Source organism: Methanocaldococcus indicus (genome assembly GCF_049554935.1).
Taxonomy (GTDB): Archaea; AGJL01; Methanococci; order Methanococcales; family Methanocaldococcaceae; genus Methanocaldococcus; species Methanocaldococcus indicus.
This window is the reverse complement of the sequence record NZ_CP186926.1, coordinates 634909-653124: the sequence shown is the minus strand read 5'-3', so window position 1 is coordinate 653124 and position 18216 is coordinate 634909. Positions and strand designations below refer to the sequence as shown.

Sequence of the window (18216 nt, the reverse complement as noted above, 5' to 3'; positions counted from 1 at the left end):
ATAAAAAATATTACAATATGTATATGTTTGGTGATTATTATGAATTTTATAAAATCAAAGAAAGGGGCAATAGGGATAGGGACATTGATAATTTTTATAGCGTTAGTATTAGTTGCGTCAATAGCAGCTGCGGTAATTATAAACACAGCAGCAAACTTACAACACAAAGCAGCAAGAGTTGGTGAGGAATCTACCAAACAAGTCGCAAGTGGTATTCAAGTTATAAAAGTTGTTGGATATACTCCAGATAAAAAATCAATAACAAAAATGCTAATATTTATCTCTCCAAATGTAGGGGATGAAATTGATTTAAGTACTTTAATAGTTACTTTGTCAGATGGAGTAAAAAAGATATCTTTAGTATATGACAATAATTCATATTTATATACCCCTGCATTAGATGGACTAAATGGACTATTTACTTCAACTGTAGCAAATGATAGTGTTTGGACTCCATTAGCTAATGATATTAAAGCTACAAATGATGGAGGATATTTTGGAATTATTGTATTACAAGATGGAGATGGTTCTTTGAATAATACAGCACATCCAACAGCAAACTTTGGAGATAAAGTAGCTTTAGCTGTTGATTTAAGTGACTTAAATATGCAAATAACTCCAAGAGAGAAAGTATATGGAGAAGTAATTCCAGAATATGGTGCATCAGGAATTATTGAATTCTATGCTCCATCAACATTTACAGAGAATATTGTCCCACTACAGTAAGTATCCTAAGGGCCAAATATTTAACTTTTTAAGGGGATGATTATGGGCATAAAAGATATTATTAATTCACTAAAAGAAAAACTTTCAAAATTAAAAAAAAAGAACAACCTCCCGGTGATGAAGAATCTTTAGATATTGATATTGAATTAGATGAAGATATTGAATCTGATAAATATGAAGAGTTGGAGAGAAGTATTAGAGATTTAATGGAAACAACTGAAAATTTAATGAATAAACTAAATGATATTGAGTCAAGATTACCAAGATTTGAATCTACACTAAACAGTTTAAGAAAAGAAAATGAAATGTTGAGGATTGAAATTAATAAAATTAATGAAAATTTGCAAGATATAATGGCCTTGTATGAAGTAGTCTCAAATCAAATAAATCCCTTTATAGGAGTTTCAAAAATTACAGCTACAAGTTTGGAAAAATTAGAAAGATTAGAATCAGAATATAAAAAATTAAAATCATTAGTTGAGGAGCTCACAAATGATTTGATGGTGTTAGGGTCTTTATATTTAAGTCAATTGAATATAGATTTAAATAAAATTATTGAGGAAGTTATTGAAGAGGAAATAATAAAATCAATATCTGGGGATGAAGATGATACAGAAAGCAATGAATGACATTTCAGTTGATTTCATTGATGATGAAGAATTTCTTACAGATGATGAAATTGAAGAATATTTAGAAAACCTTAGGGGGAAATTACCCTCATTTATTATAATATTATTAAAAAACAACTTAAGAGGAAAAAAAGTTACTAAAAGACAACTTGACAAAATAGTTGAAAGGATATCTGAAGTATTAACAAAAGGTAGAGAAGATAAAACTGAAGAACTTACTAAGAAGTTACAATCCTTAGAACAAAAATTAGATACTATAATGAAACTTACTACTTTAGCAGCATCTACAAAACTCTCAGAAACTCTTGAAGTTGAAGCAGAAAAAACTGAAAAAGCTCCTGAAGCTGAACCAATAGAGGCAAAAGAAGAGATTGAAGAGATTAAAGTTGAGGAAGTAGCTCCTGAAAAAGGTGTAAAAGAACTAAAACAAAAAGAAATAGTTGAAGAAGAAAAAGAAACAGAAATATCAGAAGTAACAATTAAAGAAAAACCAAAAGAAGAAGTAAAAGAGAAGATATTAGTAGAGAAAGATTATGAAGCTACTAAAGAAGAATTAAAAATATCTGAAAAACCAGAGATAGAAGTTGAGGAAAAAGAAACACAACCTATACAAATAGAAGAAGGAGTAAGTGTATCTGAAAAAGAAGTAAAGGATTTAGAAGAAAAACTTGAGGAACACATGGACATTGGTGAAATCGAAATGAGAATAGAAGGTGACGTTATGTTAAGTGAAAGGAAATATAGATTAGAAGATTTTCCAGAAGACCCAATATCTATGGGTATTGCTTTTAAATGGATTGAGTTCTTAGTATCAAAGGTTGGCATTGCAAACTTGCCTGATATATTAGATTACTATAATGAGATTGGATGGATTTCTAATAAAGTAGTCATAAAACTTTTAAGATTAGCTAAAAACATGAGATTATTGGCAGGTTTAGAAGAAGATATAAAACCAAGAGACAAATTAACACCAAGTGAGCACATAATGTCATTTATGTATATTGAAAAGTTAGCAAATAGACCAATAAATCCAGAAACCTTAGAATTATTAGAAATTGAACTAAGAAGAATTAAAAAATGGGTCTTAGAAATACAAAACTTATAAATATGAGGTGGTATTAATGAACTCATCAATGACTCATATATTAGCTGTCCATAAACCAGCTAAATTAGAGGATATTCCAGATACTCCTGAAGGGATAATATTAACATTCAAATGGTTGGAATATTTGGCTGAGAAAGTTGGTGTAGAGAATGTTCCTGATATATTAGAATTTTATTATATGCTTGGATGGATAGGGGAAAAAGCTCTAACAAAATTGTTAAAATACTTGAAAGGTATAAGAATTGATGAGGAAGTTATAGATTCATCAGGTAAATTAAATATAGCAGACCATGTCCTATCAATATTAATAATTGAAAGATTAAATGGAAAGAGTATATCAACTGATTTATTAGATAAATTAGAATGGGAATTAAGAAAAATTAGAAAGGGGGCTGAACAATTATATGGGCTTTAGTTCTGTAATAGGTATTACAGTTATTGTTATAGGATTATTAATTGCTGGCTCCTATATATATTTAACTATGGACACTCAATATAACAAAATGTTTGATGCATTTGAATATAAATACAACAATATGTATAAGAAACTAAAAGAAAGATTAGTAATTGTAAGTGTTTCAAGTTCTACAACACAAACAAATATAACAATATTTAATAATGGTTCTATAACTGTGAATCCTAACAATTTTACTATATTATTTGATGGGGCTATAGTTCCAAAAGAAAATATAACAATAGTACCACAAGGTTATTTACTTCCATTACAAAATGTAACTTTTATTGTTAATTGGACTCAACCAAGTAGAATATGTGTAGTTTCAGATAATGGAAATAAGTACTTCTATCTTGTTGGTTAGGTGATTTAAATTGGCATCCAGTGCTGTCTCAGAAATTTTATTGTTTGTTGCTGTATTGTTAATTGCTGGATTGGTTGTAAGTGTTTTAACTGTCTCAAGTTATAAAATATCTTTAAGTTTAGAAAAAAAATCTGATTCAATATCTAATAAATTAGCTCAAGATTTTGAAATAATAAATGACCCTGCAGACATCCCAAGGAATCCAACATTAGGGATAACTACTATATACATTAAAAATACTGGAAAAGAGCCAATAATATTTACAAATACTACATTTAATGTGATTATTGATGGAAATATAGTGTCTATAACTGATATTTCTCCAACTACAGGAATATTATACCCTGAAGAAGTAGGAACAATTAATGTTAGTTACAATGAAACAGGTTACCATAAAATAAGAGTAGTATCAAGTTCTGGGGTTAGTAGAGAGATTATTGGATATATCCAATAAAGGTGTTTATTATGGAAGTTGCTAAAATTGAACTTAGTAGAGATGACTTAGATAAAAGAATTGGAGGGGGTATACCATATGGTAGTTTAATTGTAATTGAAGGTGAGGAAAGTTCTGGAAAATCAGTATTATGCCAAAGATTAGCTTATGGATTTCTACAAAATAGACATTCTGTAACTTATGTTTCTACACAACTAACAACTTTGGAATTTATAAGACAGATGGAATCTTTAGACTATAAAATAAACAAAAAATTACTTTCAGGAGCTTTATTATACATCCCAGTATATCCATTAATAGCTGATAACAAGAAAAAAGACGGATTTTTAAAAAAAGTTATGGAAACAAGAGCATTTTATGAAAAAGATGTAATTATTTTTGATTCATTGTCATCATTAATTTCAAATGATGCAAGTGAAGTTAGTGTTAATGATTTAATGGCTTTTTTTAAGAGAATAACTGCTTTGAAAAAAATAATAATTTGCACAATTAATCCAAAAGAACTTAGTGAAGAAGTTTTAACAATTATTAGGAGTTCCTCAACTATCTTAATAAAAACTGAAGTCTTTGAATTTGCAGGAAAAATAAAAAATATTGCTAAGATACTTAAATACAATATGGCTCCTGGAACATATCAGAAGAATATAGTATTTAGAGTTGAACCAAAAATAGGATTGGCTGTAGAAATAGCATCTATTGCATAATAAAAAAGGTGGAATTTATGCCTGAAGCTGAATTAAGAGAAGCTATGCAAAGAAATCCTCATTTAGCAAAATACATTGAAAATTTTAAAAGGATATATTTGAGACTTCCTGATTTTTTACCAGCATTATCAAGAGAACTTAAAGAAATTAAATATCCAAATATTATATACCCAATTGGAGACCCTATTTTTATTCATATATTTGGTACTCCAGAAACAAGGACAAAGTATATTGTTATTGAACCAAAATTAGAGACTCCTGAAGAGAAATTGAAATATAAAATGATTTTAGACAGAATTTTAGAATTAGCACCTTATGAAGAAGTTCCTAAAAGTGCTGAAGAATTTGAGGAGATATTAGTAAGATTATTTGATAGATGTACAAAAATAGTAGAAGAAGACAAAACTAAGAATAAAAAAAATTTTTTAGTGAGAATTATAAAAATGGTTGATAATAGGGTTGAGATTACATCTGAAGAAAGAAGGAAATTTCTATATTTATTAAAAAGAGATTTGATAGGGTTAGGAGTTTTAGAACCTATATCAAGAGACCCTTACTTAGAGGATATACACGTTATAGGTCCAAAAAATTGTCATGTTGTTCATAAAATTTTTGGTATGCTACCAACAAATATAACATGGGAGGATGAAGTTGAATTAGCAAGTTATCTAAAAACTATTGGAGAACGTATGGGTAGGCCTGTTTCAGATGCTAATCCTATTGTGGATGGTGCCTTACCAGATGGTTCAAGGGTAAATATTGTCTATTCTACAGATGTCTCTCCAAAAGGGCCATCATTTACAATTAGGAAATTTACAGATGTTCCAATTAGTGTTACTCAATTAATAAGTTGGGGTACATTTTCCACTGAAATTGCTGCTTATTTATGGTTATGTTTAGAGTATGGTATGAGTATTTTTATTTGTGGAGAAACAGCTTCTGGTAAGACAACAACTCTAAATGCAATACTACCCTTTATAAAACCAGATTCTAAAATATTCTCTTGTGAAGATACTCCAGAAGTTAAACCACCTCATCCTGTTTGGCAGCAATTAATAACAAGAGAGAGAGGTCCAGAGGAAAGTAGGGTTACTTTGTTTGATTTATTAAGAGCAGCTTTAAGGTCAAGGCCTAACTATATCATAGTTGGAGAAATTAGGAGTGTTGAGGCAGCAGTTGCTTTCCAAGCTATGCAAACTGGACACCCTGTTTTATCAACATTCCACGCAGCAAATGTTAGAAAGATGATTCAAAGGTTAAGTGGAGAACCGATAAATGTTCCTCTAACATTTATGGATAACCTAAATGTTGCTTTATTCCAATTGGCAGTATATCAAAGAGGTAAAGTATTAAGAAGAGTTGTTACTATTGAAGAGATTGAAGGATACTACAAAGAAGTTGATGGGGTCATTACAAGAGGAGTATTCCAATGGGAACCTGACAAAGATAGGCATGTATTTACTGGAAAAAATAACAGTTATATTTTAGAGGAAAAGATTGCTAAAGCTGCTGGATATGAGGATGTTAGAGATATATATAATGAGTTAGAGTTAAGAGCTAAAATTTTAGATGAGATGATTGCAAGAGAAATTTTTGATTATTATCAAGTTAGAGACATTATTTGGGCATTTTATGAGAAAGGTTTGGAAGGGTTGCCTTTTACAATATAAGGTGGGATAGTGGTTTTTCAAATACTACCGAGAGTTGGTATTCATCCAAGGGATTATATTTTAAAAATACTACTACCTGCATTTATTGTATCATTAATATTGGTAATTATTGGAATTAAATTTTTCTCTGGTTGGTTATTTTACTTATTCTTACTTTTACCTATTTTAATATTAGGTAGTGCTATAGCATACCCCTATATTCTTTTAGATACTAAAAAAACAAAAATTAATGAAAGACTACATATATTTATTTCAAAATTTGGGACATTATCTATAACTGATTTAGATAGAAAGGAACTTTTAAAAATACTATCTGAAGAGAAAGAAGAATTAGGTGAGTTAGCAGAAGAATCAAGAAAATTATTTGTTTTGGTTGATAAATGGGGGATGTCCTTAGCAGAGGCTTGTAGATTTTTATCACAAAGAACTCCAAGTAAGGAATTTGCAGATTTTTTAGATAGATTAGCTTTTGCAGTAGATAGTGGTGAAGAATTAAAAGATTTTCTTATTAAAGAACAAGATATAGTCATGGATGATTTTGCTGCATTTTATAGAAGAATGTTATATTCATTAGATATGTATAAAGAACTCTATGTTAGTGCTATGACATCAATTGCTTTCTTCTTATCTTTTGTTATTTTAGTACCTTTTTTATTACCTTACAATTTTATTGTTATGGCTACTGGAGGATTGTTAGCATTTATTATAACTGAGGCATTAATTATTGTTCTAATTAAAAATAAATTGACCTTTGATAGGTTGTGGCACACAGGTAAGAATCCAACTGATACTGATAAAAAACTAAAAAAATGGCTAATAATATCAGTTGTATTAACTGTAGTATGGTTTGGATTCTTAATTTGGGCCAAGTATATAGCAATGATAAGTCCATTTTATAAGATTCCTTATATGATTTTGACAGCATTAGGTTTTACTCCTTTATTAATTATTGGAATAATTGCATATTTTGAAGAAGAAAAAGTAAAGAGAAAGGAAGATGTATATCCAGAATTTTTAAGGTCTTTAGGAGGTTCTGTGAGTGCTAAAGGAGGAGGTATGATTGAGTCATTAAAATATTTATCAAATCATGATTTTGGGCCATTAACTGATGACTTAAAAAAATTATACAAAAGATTGGCTTTAAATATTGATTCAAATAAAGCTTGGAGATTGTTTGGATATGATTCTTGTAGTTATTTAATTCAGCTATTCACTGATATGTTTTCAAGATGTATATATTTTGGAGGAGATGCTAAAACAGCAGCAAATATAATAAGTAACAATTTTAGAAGAATATTACAACTAAGAAAATCTAAATATCAAAGTGTTCAGCAGTTTGTTGGAGTAATTTATGGGTTAGGAGGAGGTTTAACATTAGCACTTTATGCATCTTTAGGAGTAGCTAATATGATTAACTATCTATATTCTTCTTTAAACATTCCTGAGACGGTTATACAAATTATAAACGTTATGCCTATTAGTAATTTAAGACTTATAGAGTATATAGTTTTTACAGTAATGGTTGCATATTCAGCAGTTTCAGCATACTTAATAAAGCTTATGGACGGAGGCCATAAATATGTAGGATTTCTACATTTTGTTATTTGTGTATGGATATGTGCAATAGTAGCATATTTAACAAAAACATTAGTAGCTAAAATACTTGGAATATCATTAATGTAATTTTATATACTATATAATCTCCAATATAAGGAGTTAAAATATATGACAAAAGCATTGGAACTATAAAAGGAATTTCAGGAGAGGTCCAAACTATGTCCTCATCATTGTATTTGTCATTCTTTTCTTCAACACTTTTTAAGATATTTATTTTCTCTTTTCCATAAATAACTCTAAAACTATTTTTAGCTTTTTTATATTTCATCTTTTCAGCAATAAATAAATAAAAAAATTCTTTAAGGTTTTTTGGGTAATTTTTATTTAAAATATTTTTAATAAATATAACAATTGGAATAAAAATACAAAAGAATAATGAATTAATAAAGACAACAATTGGAAATGATGGTATATAAGGACTTAAATTTAGGAGATAGCCAATCACACTATACACTGGAAAGTTATACTTTGGAACTAAAGCTCCTAATCCAGCTAATATCTTACCATCTGCTGCTCCAACTCCAAATAAAAATAAAATATATCCTAAAAAAAAGCATACAGTAAAACCAATTATTGACTGTATAAAAAATATATATTGATGATATAATATAGAGATTGTTAATGTGTATAATAATCCAAAAATACTTAGCATAATCCAAATATAGTCATCAATTTCTCTACTTTTAATATCCTGATATGTTGCTATAATTAGACCAATAAGTCCTACTATATAATTAATCATTATGACCACCACCTATAACTTACCTTATAACTTAAAATAAAAAATATTAGGTGATAATTATTATAAATGCAAGTACTAAGTTAATTGGCTTAATTGGAAATCCTGTTAAGCATTCTTTATCTCCTATTATGCACAATGCTGCTTTTAAAGATAAAAACTTGAACTATGTATATTTAGCTTTTGAAGTTGATAAGGATAGATTAAAGTATGTCATTGATGGAGCAAAAGCTTTGGGAATAGTTGGTTTTAATGTTACTATCCCATATAAAGTAGATATTATAAAATATTTAGATGAATTAAATGAAGAAGCTAAGCTAATAAATGCTGTAAATACAATAAAGATTGTGGATGATAAAGCAATAGGATATAATACTGATGGAATAGGTGCAAGGAGAGCATTGGAGGAAAAAATTGGTAAGGTTGAGAACTATAATATACTAATTTTTGGAGCTGGTGGGGCTGCAAGAGCTGTTGCATTTGAATTAGCAAAAAACAACAATGTTGTTATAGCAAATAGGACAGTTGAAAAAGCTAAAAGCTTGGCAGAAGAAATTAGCAAAAAGTTGAATAGAAGAGTGGAATACTCTGGTTTAAATGTAGATGATATAATAGAAGATATTGACATTGTTATAAATGCAACATCAGTAGGAATGAAAAAAGATGATAAACCTCTTTTAACCTCTGACAAATTAAAAAATAAAATAGTTATGGATTTAGTTTATTCTCCTTTGGAAACAGTTTTATTAAAAGAGGCTAAAAAAGCTAATGCTCTTGCAATTGATGGATTAGGAATGCTTATATATCAAGGAGCTGAAGCATTTAAAATTTGGACAGGAATAGAGCCAAATATTGATGTTACGAGAAAAGCTATTTTAGAGGTATTAAAAAAATAAAAAATTTTAAGAGTTATTTTTTACTTACCATATATTTTAAGATTCCAGCATTTAAAAACCATGTGTTTAAAATATCAGCTATCAAAGCAATTATAATAACTGATGAAATATTAGATAGTACATAAGCTATAGGAATAACAAATTTTACAACTAAATATAAGATTAGCATAGCTGAGATAGTTGTTAAGGACATTGTTAAACCAGTTTTAAAGGCCTCTTTATATACTTCATCAAAATCTTTTGTTAATCTTTTTAGGACTTTTGTTGTTAATAAAATGTTACTATCTACTGCATAACCTATAACCATTAACAAGGCTGCAATTGTTGCAGATGATAACTCAATATTGAATAAACTCATTCCACCAAGAGTAATTATAATATCTGATAAAGCACAGAATATTATAACTCCACTAACTAATGGTTTTCTGAATGTTACATAAATAACAATAGCCATAAACAAAAATGCAAAACTCAAAGCTTTTAATCCATCTTCAAAAAATTTCTGACTTAGTGTAGGTCCAATAACTTTCTCTGAATAATCCAATTTAGATAGAGAATCTACTTTAAAGAACTCTTTTAGTTTCTGCTTAACAATATTAACATTCTCTTGCTTACATTTTATAACTATATAATAACCTGTTGTAGATTTTAGTTCTTTAACATCAGCCAATCCTTCCAACTCTTGTTTTAGCTTTAAAATATCTATCTTTTCATTAACTTTTATTGTTATTTCTGTTCCTCCTGTTATATCAATACTTTTAGGAATGCCTTTAAATGTTATAAGTAGTATAGAGAAAACTAACAAAATTAATGGAATAGCTATCTTAACTCTATAATCATTTATCATATCATATCTCCATAAAATTTTTTATATAATATGACTTTTACTTTATTTTAAGGTGATACCATAAAAAGGTTATTATTGTTTTTTATTATATTGCTTTTATTCCTACCTAACATACACTCCTCTGAAATTAAAAATTATGAGATTAAAGATACTGTTGTAGTGTGTTATGTTCTACCAAATAACTTAGTAAATGAAACTTATACAATAACTCTATACAACAATGATAATAAATCTTTCAATGAATTTTCTTTACTAATCCCACATAGTTTATCTAATATAACTATAAATTCCTCACCAGTAAATATAAAATCTCAAGAAATAATTTACAATGAAGGAGCCACAAAAATAACTATTGGATTTGATAGAGAAATTAAACCTGGTGAATCTGTTAAAATAACATACAACTTTATTGTTACTGATGCTATCTATGGTAATTCTGAAAAACAATTGATATTAAATATACCAATATCTTCAAAAAAAGCAAAAATAACTATTTACCTCCCCCCTGGAACAGTTATATTATCTCCACAAGGAAATTTATACATACATCCATCTGGATATACAATTACATCTGATGGAAAACATCAAATTATTAGTTGGCATTTGGAGCTAAATAAGCCAATATTATTTACTATTAATATGAAATATACCTTTGTTAGCTTTCCAAGTGAAAATAACATTGAGAATATCCAAACTAACAATAAAGGAGAATATTGGAAATTTTATGTAATAATCGGGCTATTATTGATTTTAAGTATTGGATTGGGTGGTTTAGTAATATACAAACATAATAATGAGAGAAAATTAAAAAATAAAGTTAAAGAAGTTGATGAGCTAAGAGAGACAATAAATAAATTAAATTCAGAAATATTAAATCTAAATGAAACAATTAGAGAAAAAGAAGAAAAAATTAAAGAATTAGACAAAAAATATTTATCTAAAATGAAAGAAGTTGAAGAATTAAATAACAAAATAAACCAATTGAATAATGAAATAAATAAACTAAAAGAGATAAATGAATTTTTAAACTATGAAAATGAAAAACTAAAAGATAAACTTAATGAAATTAATAAAAAATTAGAAGAATATAGAAATATTAAAAAAGGAATACTTTGGCAATTTTTAACCGATGAAGAGAAAGAAATTATTAAATTGGTTAAAGAATATGGAGAAATAACACAAAAAGAGATTTGTGAGATAACAGGAATGAATAAACCAAAGGTTTCAAGGATTGTCTCTGAGTTAGAGAATAGAAAAATACTTAAAAAGGAAAAGATAGGTAGAATAAATAAGATAAAATTAACAGAAGAGAGTGAGGAGTTACTATGAGAATATTAATTTCAGTATGTGGGGAAGGTTTTGGACATACAACAAGATGTATTGCCTTAGGAGAAGCTTTAAAAGATGAACATGAGCTTTTATATTTAGCTTATGGAAAAAGTAAAGATTTTATTGAAAAATATGGTTTTGATGTTGTTGAAACATATCCAGAGGTGAAGTTAAAAGGTAAAGATGGAAAATTTGACTTAAAATCAACTATATTCAACAAAGAACATAATCCTAAGAAAGCTATTAAAGCTGAATATAAAATTATCAAAAAATACAATCCTGATTTAATTATTTCAGATTGTAAATATAGTACTGTTGTTGTTGGTAAATTATTTAAAAAACCAGTATTGTGTATAACTAACCAAAACTATACTAAATTTAAGTTAAAAACAGATATTGTTGTTCATCCAACAATGAAAATATTGAATATTATAAATAAAAGATGTGAAAAAGTTATAATTCCAGATTTTCCAATGCCTTATACAATTTGTGAATATAACTTAAAATTCTTAGATAATATGGAATTTATTGGTCCATTAATTAGATACAATGTTGATAATGTTTCCAATGATAATTATGTTTTAAGTGTTATAGGTGGTTTTGAATATAGATACAAAATATTAGAGAAAATAAAAGAAATCTCATTAAAGAATGATTTAAAAGCTATTTTAGTATGTGGAAGCTATGAAGTAGCTAAGAGATTAAGAAAAGATTTGAAAAGTGAAGATAAGAAAAATATAAAGATAATTCCATTCACAACAGAAATGGATAAGTTAATGAGAAATGCAGAGGTTATAGTTTCTCATGGAGGACACTCTACTATAATGGAAAGTTTATGCTTTGGAAAGCCCTTAGTTGTTATTCCTGATTTAGACCATCCAGAACAAAATAACAATGCTAAAAAAGTTGATGATTTAGGTTGTGGAATCTATCTAACTTACAATGAATTAAATCATCTTTATGATGCTATTGAGGATGCAAAACTTTGTAGAAAAAATGCTGAAAAAATGAGAAAACTCTATTTAAAATACAATGGTAAAGAAAATATTAAAAAAATTATAAATAGCTTTAATTATGAAGAATACAAAAAATTCAACTTATTTAAAGTGAGAACATGATAACTATTTTTTCTGGTGGAACTGGAACTCCAAAATTAATTCAAGGATTTAAAAATATTTGTGATAATTTTTCAATTGTTGTAAATACTGGTGAAGATTTATGGATGAATGACTTATATATTTCTCCTGATGTTGATACAGTTCTTTATACTCTTTCAGATTTAATTAATGAAGATGTGTGGTATGGAGTAAGAGATGATACATTTTATACTCATGAGTTGTTAAAAAAATATGGCATAGATGAATTTTTAAGGATAGGGGATAGAGATAGAGCTTTAAAAATGCATAAATCATATTTATTAAAAAAGGGCTATAAATTATCTGAGATTGTGGAGATAGAAAGGAAACTATTCAATATAAAACAAAAAGTATATCCTATGACTGATGATAGAGTTGAAACAAAAATATTAGCTAATATAGATGGAAAAATAGATTTATTAAAGTTCCATGACTTCTGGATAAAAAGAAAGGGAGATGTAGATGTTATAGATGTTATATATGAAAATTCAATATATGCAAAACCATTAGATAAGGCTATTGAAGATATAAAAAAGAGTAAAGCAGTTATTATAGGACCATCTAATCCAATAACCTCTATTTCCCCAATACTATCAGTTGGCTATGATGAAATATTAAAAAATAAGAAAGTTTTAGCAGTTTCCCCATTTATAGGAGATTCTCCTGTTTCTGGACCTGCTGGGAAGTTAATGAAAGCTAAGGGATATGAAAGTAATGCAATAGGTGTTTATGAGGTTTATAAAGAATTTTTGGATATTTTGGTTATAGATAACAAAGATAAAGAGTTAAAAAATTATATTGAGTGTGAGGTTTATACAACAAACATATTGATGAAAAGTTTAGAAGATAAAATAAGATTAGCAAAGGAAATATTTGAGATATTATGAAAGTGAGAGAGTTAAAAGATTTTGAAAAAAATAAAATAAAAGAGGAGTTATTGAGATATACAAATAAAAAATATGTCAAAAATTTTGAATATGGAAATTTAGTTGCACAAGAGAACAAGTGGATAACTGTTTTATATACAAATAAAGAGACAAAAGAAAAACTTAAATTATTTGATGATATATACTCAGTTGGGAATGTTTTTGGAGAAATAAAAAGAAAAAAGTTTAAGTTAAGTTTGGAAGGATTTACTTTAATATCCAAATATATAATTAAAAACTATGCAATAATAAATGATAAAGGAGAACAACTATTTTTATATGGAAGGGATATATTTAAGAGTTCTATAATTGAAGTTAGAGGTTTTGGAAGAATTGCTGTTTTTAACAAAAATAAAGAGTTTTTAGGAATTGGAGAGTATAATGGAACATTGATAAAAAATATAAAAGATAAGGGTTGGTATTTAAGAGAAGGTGGTTAAATGAAATCAAAAGAATTAGCTAAGAAGGTTTTAATTGATTTATATAAAAATTTAGATGAATTTTCAAAAGATATAATTAGAGGAGATTTAGCAGATATAGAATTTAAAGGATTTTACTTAAAAGGAAAAAATGGGAAAAGATTTTATATAAGAGATTTAGATGATTATGAGAATTTAGAAGATTTTGAAGTTAAAGAAAGGGAGTACTGGATTAAAAGTGTTAATTTAAAAAAATATGAAGATGGTCTAATAATTATTACATTGTCTTCAAAAGATAGTAATGAATATAAATTTATAAATAAAAAGTATAAAATTTATCATCAAGAACAAAATAAAAGTTTGGAATTTAGAGAGAGAATTTTAAAATGGTTTGAGTTGGATGAGGATGAATTAGATGACAAGATTGTTGAATTTGATACAAGAGCAAATAATCTCTCTCAACATATTAGAGAGTATTTAACTCATGACTTATATATCTATATGGATGTATTTATGAATGAAAATAATGTTGAGAACTATATAGAAGAAGATGAGGACAAAATTATTTTATGGATACATCCAGTTTTTTTATTTTCAAGTGATGAAGTAATTAAAGGTTTGTTGGCTTATGAACTCTCTAAATACAATAAAGAAATTTTAGAGAAATTTTATAGAGAGATTGTAATTTATTGTAGAGAATTATATTCATTGACATATAAAAAATTAAAAATATTGAAAGAACTAAAAAGCTTAGCTAAGAAATACAATGACTTAGAATCTTTAAAAATTATTGAAGAGCTGGAAAAATGATTGGAGTTATTGGTGGGGGGATTTCTGGGTTATTGTCTGCTTTGGCTTTGGAAAGGGAGGGATATGATGTTATATTATTTGAAAAAGATAAATTAGGAGGATTATGTAGGAGTTATAGAGTAGATGGTTACCAAGTAGATACTGGAGTTCATGCTATAACTATGCTAAACAATGGGCCTCTTATAAGGTTATTAAAAAAATATTCTTACTATATGCCAAATTTCCAACCTTATGGCTCTTACTATATAAGAGAAAATGGTTTATATGAGATTCCTGTATCTTTGGATGATTGGATAACATTTCCAGTAATTCCTAAAAAAGATAAAGCTTTAATAATATCTAAAATGATTGATTTACTAACTACTGGTTTTGAGAAAAATATCTCTGTATATGATGTTATCAAAGATTTAAATCTTTCAGATACTACTATAAAGTTTTTTAATACTATATGTTTATTTCTTTCAGGAGAAAATATGAAGAATACACCACTTTGGAGATTATTTACAGGAGCTGGATATATTCCTGAGGATGATATACTTCCATTTATATATAAAGAAAATTTTAAAATTAATCCCTTAAAATCTTCATTGATAAAAAAGATACATCCTGATAAATTAAAAACAATACTAAAAAATGGATTTTTAAAAACAATAAAAGATAGTTCAAAAAAATATTTATCTAAATTTATATCTGGGGAGAAGTACTCTACACAGGGTTATCCATTAGGAGGAATTCAAAGTATAACCAACTGTATAGTTAATAGCTTAAACAAAACTAAAATTGTTTTTGAGGAAGTAATTAGAATTGAAAAGGAAAGTAATAAATATATAATAACAACAACAGAGGATAACTATACAGTTGATAAAATTATTTATTCAGCTCCATCAAAAAATTTGCCAGATATTGCTAAAATTGATGAAATAAAAAGTATAGAGGATAAACTTAGAAGTATTAAGCAATCAGATTCTTTAACTGTTTGGTTCTCTGTAGATGAAAATAAAAATCCCCTTAAATATAAAGGTTCTGAAATCTGGATTAATCCACCAGCATGGGCTAAATGTATATCTAACTATGATAAAACACTAACAAAAAAAGGAAAATCTTTAATAGGTGTATCTTTTGTAAGGATGAAAGAAAAAGATGCCTATGAAGCTATAAATAAATACTTAAATATTGATGTTGAAAGTCAGGACTTTTTACATATACAGAGATATATTCCTGAACAGGCATCATGCCATATAAATCAATTTTTTGTATATCCTAAAATTTCAGATAATTTTTATGTTGTTGGAACAGATGCAGACCCAAGAAGTATGGGAATAACAAGAGCAAGTTTTTCTGTTGAAGTTATGTTATCAGAATTTTTAAAGTGATAAATATGAAAGTAGTTGCAGAGGTTGTTATAATTCCTTTAGGAGAAGGAGCAAGTGTGTCCAAATATATAAAAAAAGCTTATGACATCTTTAAAAAATATAACTTAAAAGTTGAACTAACTGCTATGGGAACAATATTGGAGGGGGACATGAAAGAAATTTTAAAAGCTTATTATGAAGCTCATAAAAAAGTTTTGGAAGATGTTGATAGAGTTGTTAGCCAGATTAGAATTGATGAGAGAAAAGATAAAGAAAATTCAATAGAGAGAAAAATAAAATCTGTTTTGGAAAAATAAATAAAATTTATTTTTCTATATATCTGTTTAAAGCTTTATTATATATTTCTAAAGCTTCTGCAACTAATCCTTTTTTCTCTAAAACTAAAGCTTTTCCAAATAATGCCCCTATATGGTATGGAGTTCTATTTAATATCATTTCAAATTTTTCAAGAGCTTCATCATATTCTTTAAGTTTTAGATGAATTAGCCCTAAATGATATAAGGCTTCACATTCATGAGGATTTTGTTTTAAAGCTTCATGAAACTCTACTATTGCAGCAGATAACTTACCAAGATATAACAATATTTTTCCTTTTAATATTCTTGCTGCTAAAAAGTTTGGATAGATTTCTAAACATTTATTTATATATTCCAATGCTCTATCTAAATTACCCGTATGATAACATATAGATGAAAGTCCATAATATGAATATATACAGTTAGGTGTTTTTTCTATTAGTTCTTTATAAAGTTCAATAGCTTCTTTATATTCTCCTCTATGTCTATATATCTCAGCTAATCTAAGTCTTGCGATTAATGCCTTTTCATATTTATTAATAATCTCTTTATATATATTAATTGCTTCTTCAATTTGTCCTAAACTCTCTAAATAAGAAGCTAATATATATTTTAATAGGAGTCCATTGTTACTTTTTTCTATTTCTTTTCTAAGGTAGTCTAAAATTTCATTTATATTATTGAATGATTCAAGATTGTGGATAATTTTATCACACTCTCTCATATTATACACCTATTAATGTTTCAAATGGTATTATATATAATTTATCATAATTATTATATAAATATTATAATTTATCATAATTATTATATAAATATTATAATTTATCATAATTATTATATAAATATTATAATTTATCATAATTATTATATAAATATTATAATTTATCATAATTATTATATAAATATTATAATTTATCATAATTATTATATAAATATTATGTCATAATATAGCACCACATAACACAAAAAATTAACAAAAAAATATGGTGCGGGGGACGGGATTTGAACCCGCGAACCCCTGCGGGACTGGACCCTCAATCCAGCGCCTTTGGCCAGGCTTGGCGACCCCCGCTCAATATAAAAGAGCAAAAATATTAATAAACAGGTTAATTATATAAAATTTTCTATAAAAGAATTTAAATTTATTTATTATTTTCTTTATAACTTTCTTCTATAAACTTTATAGCCTCCTCTTTACTCACTTCTATCCAAAGTCCAAAAAGATTAATAAAAATTTTTCTATTTTCAGGAAGAGATTTAATAAAGTTAATAATCTCTTCCTTACTCTTCTTTAGCATTTTCTTCCTCTTCTTTTGTTTCTTCTTCTTGTAGTTTGTTTATTTCTTCTTCAATTTTTGTGTATAACTCAGCTATTGTTTGTTCTAAAATTAATCTTGCTGCTAATAATTTATTTATTTCTTCTTCAATGTATTTTAAAGCTTCTTCATACTCTAATTCTGCTGAAATATTTTGTCCAATGGATACTACTATTTTATCTAACTTTTCTATTTTCATTTCTACTTGTGCTATACTACCTACTGGGACTAAAACTACTTTTCCTTCTCCTAAGCTTTTTAAGCTTCTTAATGTTGCTAATGATTGTCTTAATGCAGATACAGCAGCATCTAATTTTGCAATTTCTGCTCTAATTCCTTCTATTTGTGATACATAAGCTCTCACTATTTCATTGACATCTATATTTCTTCCTTCTACCATTTT

22 protein-coding genes and 1 tRNA gene are annotated in these 18216 nt (G+C 27.1%); 17 read left to right on the top strand and 6 right to left on the bottom strand.

Going from position 1 to position 18216, the window contains the following annotated elements; genetic code table 11:
* The first annotated feature begins 39 nt into the window (after positions 1 to 39).
* The 9 genes from ACPB8Q_RS03675 (at position 40) to flaJ (ending at position 7789) form a co-directional block, all read left to right on the top strand.
* Positions 40 to 726, top strand: coding sequence for a flagellin (locus ACPB8Q_RS03675; protein WP_423793322.1), 687 nt, complete (start codon positions 40 to 42; stop codon positions 724 to 726).
* A 182-nt stretch (positions 727 to 908) separates the two neighbouring features.
* Positions 909 to 1355: a flagella accessory protein C gene (locus ACPB8Q_RS03670; RefSeq protein WP_423793321.1), complete on the top strand. Its 447-nt coding sequence runs from the start codon at positions 909 to 911 to the stop codon at positions 1353 to 1355.
* A complete protein-coding gene (locus ACPB8Q_RS03665; protein WP_423793320.1) occupies positions 1333 to 2460 on the top strand; it encodes a FlaD/FlaE family flagellar protein in 1128 nt (375 codons plus the stop codon). The genes ACPB8Q_RS03670 and ACPB8Q_RS03665 overlap by 23 nt, the downstream gene beginning before the upstream one ends.
* Before the next feature lie 16 nt (positions 2461 to 2476).
* Complete coding sequence (locus ACPB8Q_RS03660; RefSeq protein WP_423793319.1) at positions 2477 to 2875, top strand: FlaD/FlaE family flagellar protein; 399 nt, start codon at positions 2477 to 2479, stop codon at positions 2873 to 2875.
* A complete protein-coding gene (locus tag ACPB8Q_RS03655; RefSeq protein WP_423793318.1) occupies positions 2865 to 3278 on the top strand; it encodes a flagellar protein F in 414 nt (137 codons plus the stop codon). Before ACPB8Q_RS03660 ends, ACPB8Q_RS03655 begins: the two co-directional genes overlap by 11 nt.
* Before the next feature lie 10 nt (positions 3279 to 3288).
* Positions 3289 to 3732 (top strand): flagellar protein G, encoded by a 444-nt coding sequence (locus tag ACPB8Q_RS03650; RefSeq protein ID WP_423793317.1) that lies wholly within the window; start codon positions 3289 to 3291, stop codon positions 3730 to 3732.
* 11 nt (positions 3733 to 3743) lie between these two features.
* On the top strand, positions 3744 to 4436 hold the full coding sequence (locus ACPB8Q_RS03645) for an ATPase domain-containing protein (RefSeq protein ID WP_423793316.1): 693 nt from the start codon (positions 3744 to 3746) through the stop codon (positions 4434 to 4436).
* Between the two features lie 17 nt (positions 4437 to 4453).
* On the top strand, positions 4454 to 6106 hold the full coding sequence (locus ACPB8Q_RS03640) for a type II/IV secretion system ATPase subunit (RefSeq protein WP_423793315.1): 1653 nt from the start codon (positions 4454 to 4456) through the stop codon (positions 6104 to 6106).
* Positions 6107 to 6115: 9 nt separating this feature from the next.
* Positions 6116 to 7789 carry an archaellar assembly protein FlaJ gene (gene flaJ / locus ACPB8Q_RS03635; protein WP_423793314.1) on the top strand — a complete coding sequence of 558 codons (1674 nt, stop codon included), beginning with the start codon at positions 6116 to 6118 and terminating at the stop codon, positions 7787 to 7789.
* Here the strand turns inward: flaJ and ACPB8Q_RS03630 are convergent.
* Entirely contained in the window at positions 7761 to 8465 is a 705-nt protein-coding gene (locus ACPB8Q_RS03630; RefSeq protein WP_423793313.1) for a prepilin peptidase, read from the bottom strand. The two genes, flaJ and ACPB8Q_RS03630, sit on opposite strands and share 29 nt — an antisense overlap.
* Before the next feature lie 59 nt (positions 8466 to 8524).
* Between ACPB8Q_RS03630 and aroE the strand changes: the two genes are divergently transcribed.
* On the top strand, positions 8525 to 9358 hold the full coding sequence (aroE, locus tag ACPB8Q_RS03625; RefSeq protein WP_423793402.1) for a shikimate dehydrogenase: 834 nt from the start codon (positions 8525 to 8527) through the stop codon (positions 9356 to 9358).
* A 13-nt stretch (positions 9359 to 9371) separates the two neighbouring features.
* Here the strand turns inward: aroE and ACPB8Q_RS03620 are convergent, their stop codons facing one another.
* Positions 9372 to 10205, bottom strand: a complete 834-nt coding sequence (locus tag ACPB8Q_RS03620) for a protein translocase subunit SecF (protein WP_423793312.1) — start codon at positions 10203 to 10205, stop codon at positions 9372 to 9374.
* A 90-nt stretch (positions 10206 to 10295) separates the two neighbouring features.
* Here ACPB8Q_RS03620 and ACPB8Q_RS03615 point away from each other — a divergent pair, with 90 nt between their 5' ends.
* The 7 genes from ACPB8Q_RS03615 to ACPB8Q_RS03585 are packed head-to-tail and all read left to right on the top strand — an operon-like array spanning position 10296 to position 16494.
* The gene (locus ACPB8Q_RS03615) at positions 10296 to 11534 is read left to right on the top strand and encodes a helix-turn-helix transcriptional regulator (protein ID WP_423793311.1); all 1239 of its coding nucleotides are present in this window, start codon (positions 10296 to 10298) and stop codon (positions 11532 to 11534) included.
* Positions 11531 to 12652, top strand: a complete 1122-nt coding sequence (locus ACPB8Q_RS03610) for an MJ1255/VC2487 family glycosyltransferase (RefSeq protein WP_423793310.1) — start codon at positions 11531 to 11533, stop codon at positions 12650 to 12652. Before ACPB8Q_RS03615 ends, ACPB8Q_RS03610 begins: the two co-directional genes overlap by 4 nt.
* Entirely contained in the window at positions 12649 to 13557 is a 909-nt protein-coding gene (gene cofD, locus ACPB8Q_RS03605) for a 2-phospho-L-lactate transferase (protein WP_423793309.1), read from the top strand. The genes ACPB8Q_RS03610 and cofD overlap by 4 nt, the downstream gene beginning before the upstream one ends.
* Positions 13554 to 14036, top strand: coding sequence for a PUA domain-containing protein (locus tag ACPB8Q_RS03600; protein WP_423793308.1), 483 nt, complete (start codon positions 13554 to 13556; stop codon positions 14034 to 14036). The genes cofD and ACPB8Q_RS03600 overlap by 4 nt, the downstream gene beginning before the upstream one ends.
* Positions 14037 to 14825 (top strand): hypothetical protein, encoded by a 789-nt coding sequence (locus ACPB8Q_RS03595; RefSeq protein WP_423793307.1) that lies wholly within the window; start codon positions 14037 to 14039, stop codon positions 14823 to 14825.
* On the top strand, positions 14822 to 16198 hold the full coding sequence (locus tag ACPB8Q_RS03590) for an FAD-dependent oxidoreductase (RefSeq protein WP_423793306.1): 1377 nt from the start codon (positions 14822 to 14824) through the stop codon (positions 16196 to 16198). The genes ACPB8Q_RS03595 and ACPB8Q_RS03590 overlap by 4 nt, the downstream gene beginning before the upstream one ends.
* Positions 16199 to 16203: 5 nt before the next feature.
* Positions 16204 to 16494, top strand: a complete 291-nt coding sequence (locus ACPB8Q_RS03585) for a thiamine-binding protein (protein WP_423793305.1) — start codon at positions 16204 to 16206, stop codon at positions 16492 to 16494.
* Positions 16495 to 16501: 7 nt separating this feature from the next.
* Here the strand turns inward: ACPB8Q_RS03585 and ACPB8Q_RS03580 are convergent, their stop codons facing one another.
* The 4 genes from ACPB8Q_RS03580 to pfdA all read right to left on the bottom strand — a co-directional run bounded on the left by ACPB8Q_RS03580 (position 16502) and on the right by pfdA (position 18213).
* Positions 16502 to 17218, bottom strand: coding sequence for a tetratricopeptide repeat protein (locus ACPB8Q_RS03580; RefSeq protein WP_423793304.1), 717 nt, complete (start codon positions 17216 to 17218; stop codon positions 16502 to 16504).
* A gap of 263 nt (positions 17219 to 17481) precedes the next feature.
* Positions 17482 to 17569, bottom strand: a tRNA-Leu gene (locus tag ACPB8Q_RS03575).
* 70 nt (positions 17570 to 17639) lie between these two features.
* Positions 17640 to 17795, bottom strand: a complete 156-nt coding sequence (locus ACPB8Q_RS03570) for a hypothetical protein (protein ID WP_423793303.1) — start codon at positions 17793 to 17795, stop codon at positions 17640 to 17642.
* Positions 17779 to 18213, bottom strand: a complete 435-nt coding sequence (gene pfdA, locus ACPB8Q_RS03565) for a prefoldin subunit alpha (protein WP_423793302.1) — start codon at positions 18211 to 18213, stop codon at positions 17779 to 17781. Before pfdA ends, ACPB8Q_RS03570 begins: the two co-directional genes overlap by 17 nt.
* Between the last annotated feature and the right edge of the window lie 3 nt (positions 18214 to 18216).

Coding starts and splice junctions, on each gene's coding strand:
- ACPB8Q_RS03675 (WP_423793322.1), top strand. CDS start 40: ATGAATTTTATAAAATCAAAGAAAGGGGCAATAGGGATAGGGACATTG.
- ACPB8Q_RS03665 (WP_423793320.1), top strand. CDS start 1,333: ATGATACAGAAAGCAATGAATGACATTTCAGTTGATTTCATTGATGAT.
- ACPB8Q_RS03660 (WP_423793319.1), top strand. CDS start 2,477: ATGAACTCATCAATGACTCATATATTAGCTGTCCATAAACCAGCTAAA.
- ACPB8Q_RS03655 (WP_423793318.1), top strand. CDS start 2,865: ATGGGCTTTAGTTCTGTAATAGGTATTACAGTTATTGTTATAGGATTA.
- ACPB8Q_RS03645 (WP_423793316.1), top strand. CDS start 3,744: ATGGAAGTTGCTAAAATTGAACTTAGTAGAGATGACTTAGATAAAAGA.
- ACPB8Q_RS03640 (WP_423793315.1), top strand. CDS start 4,454: ATGCCTGAAGCTGAATTAAGAGAAGCTATGCAAAGAAATCCTCATTTA.
- ACPB8Q_RS03630 (WP_423793313.1), bottom strand. CDS start 8,465: ATGATTAATTATATAGTAGGACTTATTGGTCTAATTATAGCAACATAT.
- ACPB8Q_RS03620 (WP_423793312.1), bottom strand. CDS start 10,205: ATGATAAATGATTATAGAGTTAAGATAGCTATTCCATTAATTTTGTTA.
- ACPB8Q_RS03610 (WP_423793310.1), top strand. CDS start 11,531: ATGAGAATATTAATTTCAGTATGTGGGGAAGGTTTTGGACATACAACA.
- cofD (WP_423793309.1), top strand. CDS start 12,649: ATGATAACTATTTTTTCTGGTGGAACTGGAACTCCAAAATTAATTCAA.
- ACPB8Q_RS03600 (WP_423793308.1), top strand. CDS start 13,554: ATGAAAGTGAGAGAGTTAAAAGATTTTGAAAAAAATAAAATAAAAGAG.
- ACPB8Q_RS03595 (WP_423793307.1), top strand. CDS start 14,037: ATGAAATCAAAAGAATTAGCTAAGAAGGTTTTAATTGATTTATATAAA.
- ACPB8Q_RS03590 (WP_423793306.1), top strand. CDS start 14,822: ATGATTGGAGTTATTGGTGGGGGGATTTCTGGGTTATTGTCTGCTTTG.
- ACPB8Q_RS03585 (WP_423793305.1), top strand. CDS start 16,204: ATGAAAGTAGTTGCAGAGGTTGTTATAATTCCTTTAGGAGAAGGAGCA.
- ACPB8Q_RS03580 (WP_423793304.1), bottom strand. CDS start 17,218: ATGAGAGAGTGTGATAAAATTATCCACAATCTTGAATCATTCAATAAT.
- ACPB8Q_RS03570 (WP_423793303.1), bottom strand. CDS start 17,795: ATGCTAAAGAAGAGTAAGGAAGAGATTATTAACTTTATTAAATCTCTT.
- pfdA (WP_423793302.1), bottom strand. CDS start 18,213: ATGGTAGAAGGAAGAAATATAGATGTCAATGAAATAGTGAGAGCTTAT.